This window comes from Gordonia sp. NPDC003376 (assembly GCF_053589235.1).
The window spans coordinates 53,690-65,241 of the sequence record NZ_JBSFRM010000015.1 but is presented as its reverse complement, the minus strand read 5'-3'; the positions used below and the strand labels follow the sequence as shown (position 1 = coordinate 65,241).

Sequence of the window (11,552 nt, the reverse complement as noted above, 5' to 3'; positions counted from 1 at the left end):
ACTGGGTGACATCACGTGTGGTGTGCGCTACAGTCGTCTCAGTTAATCGCCACTAACCGAAAGGGAGATGGTGGGTTCCACGATCACCACCCGCGACTCATCGCGGGCGTCGCACCTGACCAACGTCGCCACCTTGCGCGAACGACTGGGCGTCGTCGCACGAGGCGGCGGCCAGAAGGCCCGCGACCGGCACGTCGCCCGCGGCAAGCTGCTGCCGCGCGACCGTGTCGACGGCCTGCTCGACGTCGGATCGCCCTTCCTCGAGGTGGCTCCGCTCGCCGCCGTCGAGATGTACGACGGCAAGGTGCCCTCGGCGGGCGTGATCGCCGGCGTCGGCCGCGTGGCCGGACGCGAGTGCATGGTGATCGCCAACGACGCGACCGTCTCCGGTGGCACGTACTACCCGATCACGGTCAAAAAACACCTGCGGGCACAGGAGATCGCCGCGGCCAACCGGCTGCCGTGTATCTACCTCGTCGACTCCGGCGGTGCCATGCTGCTGCAGCAGGACGAGGTGTTCCCCGACCGCGAGCACTTCGGCCGGATCTTCTTCAACCAGGCCACCATGAGCGCCGCGGGCATCCCGCAGATCTCCGCGGTCCTCGGATCGTCCACCGCCGGCGGCGCCTACGTGCCGGCGATGAGTGACGAGACCGTCATCGTCCGTAACCAGGGCACCATCTTCCTGGCCGGCCCGCCGCTGGTGAAGGCCGCCACCGGGGAGGACGTCACCGCCGAGGACCTCGGCGGCGGTGCGATGCACTCCTCGGTCTCCGGCGTCACCGACCACCTGGTCGACAACGACGAGCAGGCCCTGGCCAAGGTGCGCGAGATCGTCGCCACGCTCGGCCCGCGTGACCCGGCACAGTGGGACCTCACCGCCCCGCGACCCGCCGTCCGACCGCAGACCGACATCTACGACGTCGTCCCCACGGACCCACGAACCCCCTACGACGTGCGCTCGGTGATCGAGATCCTCGTCGACGGTGGCGAGTACACCGAGTTCAAGGCGAACTACGGCACCACGCTGGTCACCGCCTTCGCCCGCCTGCACGGGCATCCGGTCGGCATCATCGCCAACAACGGTGTGCTGTTCAGTGAATCCGCGCTCAAGGGAGCGCATTTCATCGAACTGTGTGACCAGCGTCGGATTCCGCTGATCTTCTTGCAGAACATCACCGGGTTCATGGTGGGCCGCGCCTACGAGGAGGGCGGTATCGCCAAGAACGGCGCCAAGATGGTCAATGCCGTTGCGTGCGCCCGGGTTCCGAAGCTGACAGTGATGATCGGCGGCTCCTTCGGCGCGGGCAACTACTCGATGTGCGGGCGCGCCTACTCGCCGCGATTCCTGTGGACCTGGCCCAACGCCCGGATCTCGGTGATGGGTGGACCGCAGGCCGCTGACACCCTGGCGACGGTGCGCCGCAACCAGATCGAGCGGTCGGGCAGTGAGTGGTCGACCGACGACGAGGAAACCTTCAAGCAACCGATCCGCGACCAGTTCGAACGTCAGTCGGATGCCTACTACTCCACCGCACGCCTGTGGGACGACGGCATCATCGATCCCGCCGACACTCGCACGGTGCTCGGCCTCGCGCTCGAGACCTGCCGGTACGCACCACTGTCCGAGCCCCGCTACGGCGTCTTCCGAATGTGAGATGAGCAGCCACATGTCGACGACCTCCGACCTTCCCGTCACCGCCCCCACGTCCTCGCCGGGGGCGACCGATTCCGTTGCGCCGCGGACCATCCGCACCGTGCTGGTGGCCAACCGCGGCGAGATCGCCTGCCGCGTGATCGCCACCCTGCGCCGCCTGGGACTGCGCAGCGTGGCCATCTACTCCGACGCCGATGCCCACGCCCGGCACGTCCGTGAGGCCGACACCGCCGTCCGGCTCGCCTCGATATCCGGTGCCGACCCCGCCCGTCCGGCGGGCGGCTACCTCGACATCGCCGCCGTGGTCGGTGCCGCCGCGGCCACCGGGGCCGACGCCGTCCATCCGGGATACGGATTCCTTTCCGAGAACCAGCAATTCGCCGCGGCGCTCGCCGATGCCGGCATTGTGTTCATCGGGCCGCCCGCGTCGGCCATCGCCACCATGGGCGACAAGATCACCGCCCGCGCCGCGGTCGCCGAACGGGATGTCCCGGTGGTGCCGGGCCTGTCCCGGCCCGGGCTCACCGACGCCGATCTCGTCGCCGCAGCTCCCGACATCGGCTTCCCGGTGCTGATCAAGCCCAGCGCAGGCGGCGGCGGAAAGGGTATGCACCGCGTCGACGACCCGGCCGACCTGCCCGATGCGCTGGTCCGCGCTCGCCGCGAGGCCGCCGCGGCATTCGGTGACGACACCTTGTTCCTGGAACACTTCGTCGACACCCCGCGCCACATCGAGGTGCAGGTTCTCGCCGACACCCACGGCACCGTGATCCACCTCGGCGAACGCGAGTGCTCCCTGCAACGCCGCCACCAGAAGGTGATCGAGGAGGCGCCGTCGGCGCTGTTGGACGCGGCCACCCGCGAACACATCGGGCGGGCCGCCTGCGACGCCGCGCGCAGTGTCGGTTACACCGGTGCGGGCACCGTGGAGTTCATCGTGTCGGCGCACCGGCCCGACGAGTTCTTCTTCATGGAGATGAACACCCGCCTACAGGTCGAGCATCCCGTCACCGAGCTGGTCACCGGAATCGACCTGGTGGAGCAACAGATCCGGGTGGCCCGCGGCGAGGAACTGGCCATCGCACAGGCCGACGTGACCCTCACCGGCCATGCCATCGAGGCGCGGGTCTACGCCGAGGACCCGGCCAACGGCTTCCTGCCCACCGGCGGTGAGATCGTCGCGCTCGCCGAGCCCGACACGTCACCCGGCCAGGGCGTGCGGCTCGACTCGGCGATGCTGCCGGGCCTCGTCGTCGGCAGCGACTACGACCCGATGCTGGCCAAGGTGATCGCCCATGGCAGCGACCGTGCCGAGGCACTCGAACGGCTCGACCACGCGCTCGGGCAGACCCGGGTGCTGGGTGTGGTCACCAACATCGACTTCTGCCGCCACGTCCTGGCTCGCCCCGAGGTGATCGGGGCCGATCTCGACACTGCACTGCTCGACCGGCTCGTCGTCGACTACACCGCACCCGCACCGGCACCCGAGGCCCTCGCGCTGGTCGGCCTGGCCCGCGTCGGCAACCGCGATCCCGGCGACGTGTGGCAGTCGGCGGTCGGCTTCCGGGTGGGGGCACATGCGCCGGTGATCAGCCGGTTGTCGGCCGGTGACCATCACCGGACGGTGTCCACACTCGTCGAGTCCGCCGACGACCGGTGGGTGGTGGCCGAGGTGACCATCACCGATCCCGACGAGAACGCCGAACCCTGGTCTGCGCGGGTGGAATACCTCGCGCAGCACGCCACCGGCACCGGACGCACCGCACGCCTGGTCGTCGACGGCGTCAGCCAGCAGTGGTCGCTGGCCGAGGTCGGCGACCAGTGGTGGGCCGCCGGACCCGCGGGCACCTGGATCGTCGAACTGACCCGCACCCTGATCGAGGGTGCCGACGACGAGGCCGCCGGAGATGTCCTGAGCCCCATGCCCGGCACCGTCGTCGCGGTCTCCGCGGCCACCGGTGACGCCGTCGCCCAGGGCGCCCCGGTGGTGGTGGTGGAGGCGATGAAGATGGAGCACACATTGACCGCCCCGGTCGCCGGCACCGTTACCGTCGCCGTGTCGGTGGGTGACAAGGTGGCTGCCGGCGCGGCGCTCGCACACGTCCGGCCAGAGGATATCGAACACCATACGGACACACCATGATCGCGAAGTCCTGCCGCACACGCCCCGACGTATACCGACCCCGGAACGGAGTCCCCCGATGGAACTGACCCAGGAATACACCGACCTGATCCACACCGTGCGCGACTTCGCGCAGTCGGTGGTGGCCCCGGTCGCGGCGAAACATGATGCCGAACACAGCTTCCCGTACGAGGTGGTCGCCCAGATGGGCAAGATGGGCCTGTTCGGCCTGCCCTTCCCCGAGGAGCACGGCGGCATGGGTGGTGACTACTTCGCCCTCGCCCTGGCACTGGAGGAACTCGGCAAGATCGACCAGTCCGTGGCGATCACCCTCGAGGCCGGGGTGAGCCTGGGCGCCATGCCGATCCACAAGTACGGCACCCCCGAACAGAAGGAACGCTGGCTGCCCGACCTCACCTCCGGCGCCGCCCTCGCCGGATTCGGGCTCACCGAGCCCGGTGCCGGGTCGGACGCCGGGGCGACGGCCACCACCGCCGTCGACGACGGGGACTCGTGGGTCGTCAACGGCGCCAAGCAGTTCATCACCAACTCCGGCACCGACATCACCTCACTGGTCACGGTGACGGCGGTGACCGGGACCAACGACGATGGACGCAAGGAGATCTCGACGATCATCGTCCCGTCCGGAACCCCTGGGTTCACCGCCGAACCGGCCTACAACAAGGTCGGCTGGAATGCCTCGGACACCCATCCACTGACCTTCGTCGACGTCCGCGTACCCAAGGAGAACCTGCTCGGGGAGCGCGGCCGCGGCTATGCCAACTTCCTGTCGATCCTCGACGAGGGTCGCGTCGCGATCGCCGCACTCGCCACCGGTGCCGCGCAGGGCTGCGTCGACGAGAGCGTCAGATACGCCAAGGAACGTCAGTCCTTCGGCCGCCCGATCGGCGAGTACCAGTCCGTCTCGTTCGCGATCGCACGGATGGAGGCCCGCGCCCACGTCGCCCGCACCGCCTACTACGACGCCGCGGCGAAGATGCTGGCGGGCAAGCCGTTCAAGAAGGAGGCGTCGATCGCCAAGATGATCGCCAGCGAGGCCGCGATGGACAACGCGCGCATGGCCACCCAGATCCACGGCGGCTACGGCTTCATGAACGAGTACCCGGTGGCGCGGCACTACCGCGACTCCAAGATCCTTGAGATCGGCGAGGGCACCACCGAGGTGCAGCTCATGCTGATCGCCCGCGAACTGGGATTCGCATGAACGCCGGCGCGACCGGCGGAGCGGAGGGCGCCCCGGTCCGGATCACCCAGCGCGGCCTGTGGTTCGAGGAGTTCGCCGAGGGTACCGTCTACGAGCACCGGCCCGGCCGCACCGTCACCGAGGCCGACAACGTCTTGTTCACCACCCTGACGATGAACACCCAGGCATTGCACCTCGATGCCGCGTGGTCGGCGACCCAACCCGGCTTCGACGGTCAACGGCTGATCAATTCGATGTTCACCCTCTCGACCATCGTCGGGCTGTCGGTGTCGCAGCTGACCCAGGGAACCCTGGTGGCCAATCTCGGATTCAGCGAGGTCGCCTTTCCCGCACCGCTGTTCGCCGGCGACACGATCTACGCCGAGACCGAGTGCACCGGAAAACGCGAATCCCGGTCCCGCCCCGGCGAGGGCGTGGTGAACTTGGTCCACGTCGGCCGCAACCAGCACGGGCAGGTGGTGGCGCGCGCCGCGCGCGCCACCCTCGTCCGCACCCGTCCCACCGAGGAGTCCTGACGTCATGACGACGCCGAACACCGTCGAATCCCTCGAGCATTCCTGGCGGCCACCCGGGCCGGCCATGCTGTTCTGCCCGGCCGACCGGCCCGAGCGGTACACCATGGCCGCCGAGCGGGCGGACGTGGTGATCCTCGACCTCGAGGACGCGGTGTCGCCGGACAACCGCGACGACGCCCGGGCGGCGCTGATCGCCAACCCGCTCGACCCCGACCGTACCGTCGTCCGGATCAATCCCGCCGGGACCCGCGATCACGCCCGTGATCTGGCCGCGCTCACCGACACCCACTACCGGGTGGTCATGCAGGCCAAGGCCGAGACACCGGAGACGATCACCGCACACGGCCTGCAGACCATCGCGCTGATCGAGACCCCGCTCGGGGTTGTGGCGGCAGATCAGCTCGCCGCCGCGGTCAACTGCATCGGGTTGATGTGGGGTGCGGAGGATCTCGTCGCCGGGCTCGGTGGCAAGTCCAGCCGATTCGGTCCCGGTGAACCCGACCCGGGTGCCTACCGCGACGTGGCCCGTTACGCCCGAGCCCAGGTCCGGCTGGCCGCCGCGGCCACCGGCAAGTTCGCCGTCGACGCCGTCCACCTCGACTTCCATGACGAGGCCGGATTGGTCGCCGAGGTGACCGACGCGGTCGCGCTCGGCTACGCCGCCACCGCGTGCATCCACCCGTCGCAGGTGCCCACCATCCGGGTCGGCTACCAGCCGACCGAGGAAGAGGTCACGTGGGCGCGACGCGTCGTCGACGGCTCCGAGGAGTTTCACGGCGGTGTGTTCAGCATCGACGGACAGATGATCGACGGCCCGGTGCTCCGCCAGGCCGAGGCGGTGCTCTCCCGTGCCGCCGCCACCCCCTGACCCACCCCACCGCCGGAAACGTCCTGGCACCCAGAGGAAGTGATCCAGAATGGCCGAACTCGCCCACGCCCGTGGGGAATCCGAACCCGCCCTGCTGAGTGAGACCATCGGGCAGACCCTGGCGCGGACCACCGCCGCCTTCGGTGACCGGCTCGCCCTGGTCGATGCGCCCGTGGGACGCCGGTGGACCTACACCGAGTTCCGCCGCGATGTGTTGGCCCTCGCCGCAGGCCTGCTACGGCTCGGCGTCGACACCGGCGACCGGGTCGGCCTCTGGTCACCCAACCGTGCGGAGTGGGTGCTCACCCAGTACGCGACCGCCGAGATCGGCGCGATCCTGGTGAACCTCAACCCGGCCTACCGGCAGCACGAGCTCGAGTACGCCCTGATCCAGTCGGGCAGCACTGTGGTCTTCGCCGCCGAACGGTACAAGGACTCCGACTATGCCGGCATGCTCGACGCGGCGCGTCCGCAGACGCCGGAACTGGGTGCCGTGGTGCTGTTCGAGTCGCCGGAATGGGCCGACGCCAATCGGGAGCCGTCGGCCGACGAGCTCGATGCCGTGGCAGCCCGGGCTGAGACGCTCACCCCCGACGATGCAATCAACATCCAATACACTTCGGGCACAACCGGTTTCCCTAAGGGCGCCACCCTCACGCACCGCAATATCGGCAACAACGGGTACCTGGTGGGGGAGTTGCTCGACTACTCCGAGACCGACGCGATCTGCATCCCGGTGCCGTTCTATCACTGCTTCGGGATGGTGATGGGAAACCTCGCGGCCACCAGTCACGGTGCGGCCATGGTGATCCCGGCGCCGACCTTCGACCCGGCGGCGACTCTTGCGGCGGTCTCCGAGTACGGCTGCACCAGTCTGTACGGGGTGCCGACGATGTTCATCGCCGAACTCGCCCTGCTCGACTCCGGTGCCGACCACGACCTGTCAACCCTACGTACCGGGGTCATGGCCGGATCGCCCTGCCCCGAGGCGGTGATGCGGCAGGTGGTCGACCGGATGCACATGAGCGAGGTGTCCATCTGCTACGGCATGACCGAGACGTCGCCGGTGTCGACCCAGACACGCGTCGACGACCCACTGGAACTGCGTGTCACCACCGTCGGCCGCGTGGGACCGCATCTGGAGATCGTGGTGGCGGACCCGGTGACCGGCGAGATCCTGTCGCGCGGTGAGACCGGCGAGTTCTGCACTCGTGGATACAGTGTGATGCAAGGGTATTGGAACAACCCGGAGAAGACCGCCGAGGCCCTGCAGCGCGCACCGGGCGACGCCGACGGAGAACCGTGGATGCGCACCGGAGACCTCGCGGTGATGGACCCGAACGGTTATGTGCGGATCACCGGCCGGATCAAGGACATGGTGATCCGCGGCGGCGAGAACATCTATCCGCGGGAGATCGAGGAGTTCCTCTACACCCACCCCGACATCCTCGACGCACAGGTGATCGGCGTTCCCGACCCCACCTACGGCGAGGAACTGATGGCCTGGGTCCGCATGCGCGACGGAACCCTCGAGCTCACCGTCGAGGACGTGCGTGAGTTCGCCAGCGGCAAGATCGCCCGGCACAAGATCCCACGGTATGTGCACGTGGTCAAGGAGTTCCCGATGACGGTGACCGGTAAGGTACGCAAGGTGCAGATGCGCGAGGAAGCCGTCGAGATCCTGGGGTTGTAGCCATGAGCGGTGAGGTCGGTTCGGTGACGACACCGCGGCGTCGGACGCAGATGGATGCGTTCATCGACTGCGTGACAAGGGAATTCGGTGTCACCGCCGATGGCTACGATGTGCTGTGGACGTGGTCTGTGACGCAGCCGGCCCGCTTTTGGCGCGCGGTCTGGCGGTTCTTCGATCTCGACGCGATCGCCGGGCCCCTCGCCGACGGTGACGACGCTGTGCTGGCTTCGGCGCAGATGCCCGGTGCGCGGTGGTTCCCCGGCGTCCGCCTCAACTACGTGGACGCGATCCTGCGGCATGCCCAGCGGGTCGATGCCGACCGTCCGGCAATCGTCGGTGTCGACGAGGACGGGGCGCGCACGGAGATCACATGGTCGGCGCTACCGGATCTGGTCGGCGCCTTCGCTGCCACCCTTCGCGAGCTCGGGGTGGGCGAGGGCGACGTGGTCGCCGGCTACCTGCCCGACATCGGTGAGGCGGTCGTCGCTTTCCTGGGTGCGGCGTCGCTCGGTGCGATCTGGTCGGGATGCGGCCAGGACTATGCGCCGACCGGGGCGGCCGGTCGACTGGCACAACTGAACCCCAAGGTCCTCGTCACCGCCGACGGCTACCGGTACAACGGCAAGGACATCGACAAGTGCGCCGACAGCGCCGAACTCGTCCGGGCGCTGCCCGGGCTGGTCGCACACATCGTCATCGGCGACCCCGCACGGCAACCCGCCGGCACCGTCCCGGTGATGGCGTACGCCGATGCCGTGGGACCGGGGCGTGCAACGGTGCCACCGGTGCGGGTGGACCTCGACCATCCGCTGTGGGTGTTGTTCAGCTCCGGCACCACCGGCCGTCCCAAGGGGATCGTGCACGGCCACGGTGGGGTGGTGCTCGAACACCTCAAGGCCGCCGGGCTGCACGCCGACCTCGACACCGACGACGTGTTCTTCTGGCAGACCGCACTGAGCTGGATGATGTGGAATTTCCAGATCGCCGGACTGCTGTGCGGGTCGACCATCGTCTGTTACAGCGGTTCGGCGTTGTACCCCGATGCCGACCGGCTCTGGCGCATCGTCGACGACGAGGCGGTCACCTACTTCGGGACCAGTCCCGGCCAGATCCAGGCGTCCCGCAAGGCGGGACTCGTCCCCGGACGTGATCACGACCTGTCGGCCCTGCGTACCATCGGCAGCACCGGATCCTCGCTGGCCGGTGACCTCTTCGACTGGATCGACTCGAATGTCTCAGCGGGACTGCCGGTCTCGTCGATCAGCGGCGGCACCGACGTCGTCACCGCGTTCGCCGGTGGTTCGGTGGGCGTGCCAGTCGTCGCCGGGGAACTGTCGGTGCGCTATCTGGGCGTGGCGCTGGAGAGCTGGGCGCCCGATGCCACATCGTTGGTCGGTGAGGTGGGCGAGATGGTGATCACCGCACCGATGCCCTCCATGCCGGTGGGATTCTGGCATGACGCCGACGGGAAACGGTATCGCGCAGCCTATTTCGATCATCACTGGACCGGGGATGGAGCCGGTCGTCCGCCGGTGTGGCGGCATGGCGACTGGGTGACGGTGACCGACCGCGGCTCCCTGGTGATCCACGGCCGCAGCGATGCCACATTGAACCGCAACGGGATCCGGATGGGATCGGCCGACATCTACGAGGTGGTCGAGGGGATCGACGAGATCGCCGAGGCCTTCGTGCTCGGCGTCGACGGCCCCGACGGCTCGTATTGGATGCCGCTGTTCGTCACCCTCGTCGGCGATGCCGAGGTGGACGACGATCTCACCGCACGGATAGCCGGTGAGATCCGTGCCCGCCTGTCGCCCCGGCACGTGCCCGACGAGGTGATCGCGGCCCCGGCCATCCCGCACACTCGGACCGGGAAGAAGCTGGAGGTTCCGGTGACCTCGATCCTGGCCGGGCGTCCGGTCGACATCGATCCGCGATCGATCGACGACCCCGACGTGATCGGGTGGTATGCGCAGCGGGGCGTCGAGCACCACTGGTGACCTGCAGCGTCGTGGGAGGCCACTGGTCGTCGACCGGTTGGTCCCTGTGACGGACTCGGCAGATGTATTAGCGTGGTCGGCAGTGCGCCCGGGGGCGTGGACACATCGCATGGGTCCGACAGTCGGATCAGTCTGGAGAAATCAGATGACCTATCAATCCGGAGGACCAGGCTACGGGCAGCAGCCCGAGTCGGGGCAGAACCACGGCCAGGGTTATGGCCAGCAGGGTTATGGCCAGCAGGGATACGGCCAGCAGGGTTATGGCCAGCAGGGTTACGGAGATCAGCCGTACGGTGCGCAACAGAACTACGGTGCGCAACAGAACTACGGTGCGCAACAGAACTACGGTGCGCAACAGAACTACGGTGATCAACAGAACTACGGCCGGCAGGGCTACGGCTACGGTGCGCCCGCAGCACCCAAGCAGCCGTTCGCGGGCCTCCCGCCGATCGTCGCCCCGGCCCTCGCCGGCACCATCGGCGTGCTCGGCCTGGTGGTGCTGTTCTGTGGATTCGCGGCGGGATGGACGGTGGACACCGCCGGCGGATCCCAGTCGATCCGACTGCTCTCGAGCGATCTCGCCGCTGCCTATGCCGTCGTCGTCCTCGCCGCGGCACTGGCCTTCACCGGCCTGGTCAAGGGTTTCCGGGTGGCCCCGCTGGTCGCCGCGGGTACCACCGCGGGCATGCTCCTGACCATTCTCACCTATGCCGGCGCGGACACCTCCAGCCAGTTCGGCGTCGACCTCAGCCACGGTGCGGGCGCCATCATCCTGTTGGTGTTGTCGATCCTGAACTTCCTGCTCGCGATCGCATGGCTGTTGATCGACCTGGGCGTGCTCAAGACCGCGGGCGTCGACACCAGCGGCCCCGCGGTCGCCTCCTCGGCCTCCTCTGCCGCAGCCGCCCCGGGCGCCACTTCCACACCCGGAGTCACCTCCACCCCGGGCACGGCGGCGATGCCGTCTGCCGACGCGGCGACCACCTACGGCGCCTCGTCCTACGGCAGTGCCTCGTCGTATGGGGCCGGCTCGTCCTACGGCGCGAGCTCGCCGGCGTCCGGTGCTGCCGGCCACGAATCGCAGCCGGGTGCCACCCCGACCTATGACCCGTCGTCCTACGCCGGCTACGGACAGGCACAGCACGCAGCGCCGTCCGGCTCCGCATCCACGCCGGAGTCCCCGGCTACCCCCGAGACCCGGGGCGCGGCGGCGAGTCCGCAGGCCGGTGCCGAGGGGGTTCCGGGCACCGAGGGCGCCACGGCGGTGTTCAAGAAGCCGGAACCGCCCCAGACCGGCAGCTGACCCGGCGCGGTCGCCGACACACCGCGGTCGCCGACCCGATGAGATCGGCGCCACAGATCGGATCACTCGGCCCCGGACCACCCATGCGGTCCGGGGCCGAGTCATGTCGCGGGTCCGGGGCGGGCCGAGGACCATATCGGTCATACCGTGTGATCGGTCGCTTTCTGGG

8 protein-coding genes are annotated in these 11,552 nt (G+C 68.7%); all 8 read left to right on the top strand.

The features are described 5' to 3' along the window. Nucleotides 1–70 precede the first annotated feature (70 nt). The 8 genes from ACWDUA_RS15935 (at nt 71) to ACWDUA_RS15900 (ending at nt 11,383) form a co-directional block, all read left to right on the top strand. Nucleotides 71–1,657: a carboxyl transferase domain-containing protein gene (locus tag ACWDUA_RS15935; RefSeq protein ID WP_449751968.1), complete on the top strand. Its 1,587-nt coding sequence runs from the start codon at nt 71–73 to the stop codon at nt 1,655–1,657. Between the two features lie 13 nt (nt 1,658–1,670). Continuing rightward, on the top strand, nt 1,671–3,800 hold the full coding sequence (locus ACWDUA_RS15930; protein ID WP_449751967.1) for an acetyl/propionyl/methylcrotonyl-CoA carboxylase subunit alpha: 2,130 nt from the start codon (nt 1,671–1,673) through the stop codon (nt 3,798–3,800). 58 nt (nt 3,801–3,858) lie between these two features. Beyond that, nucleotides 3,859–5,004: an acyl-CoA dehydrogenase family protein gene (locus ACWDUA_RS15925; RefSeq protein WP_449751966.1), complete on the top strand. Its 1,146-nt coding sequence runs from the start codon at nt 3,859–3,861 to the stop codon at nt 5,002–5,004. Next, entirely contained in the window at nt 5,001–5,519 is a 519-nt protein-coding gene (locus tag ACWDUA_RS15920) for a MaoC family dehydratase (RefSeq protein ID WP_449751965.1), read from the top strand. Before ACWDUA_RS15925 ends, ACWDUA_RS15920 begins: the two co-directional genes overlap by 4 nt. Nucleotides 5,520–5,523: 4 nt before the next feature. Next, nucleotides 5,524–6,387 carry an HpcH/HpaI aldolase/citrate lyase family protein gene (locus ACWDUA_RS15915; protein ID WP_449751964.1) on the top strand — a complete coding sequence of 288 codons (864 nt, stop codon included), beginning with the start codon at nt 5,524–5,526 and terminating at the stop codon, nt 6,385–6,387. Between the two features lie 49 nt (nt 6,388–6,436). Further along, the gene (locus tag ACWDUA_RS15910; RefSeq protein WP_449751963.1) at nt 6,437–8,080 is read left to right on the top strand and encodes an AMP-binding protein; all 1,644 of its coding nucleotides are present in this window, start codon (nt 6,437–6,439) and stop codon (nt 8,078–8,080) included. Nucleotides 8,081–8,082: 2 nt separating this feature from the next. Continuing rightward, nucleotides 8,083–10,080: an acetoacetate--CoA ligase gene (locus tag ACWDUA_RS15905; protein ID WP_449751962.1), complete on the top strand. Its 1,998-nt coding sequence runs from the start codon at nt 8,083–8,085 to the stop codon at nt 10,078–10,080. A gap of 145 nt (nt 10,081–10,225) precedes the next feature. Then, a complete protein-coding gene (locus tag ACWDUA_RS15900) occupies nt 10,226–11,383 on the top strand; it encodes a DUF5336 domain-containing protein (RefSeq protein ID WP_449751961.1) in 1,158 nt (385 codons plus the stop codon). Nucleotides 11,384–11,552: the final 169 nt, after the last annotated feature.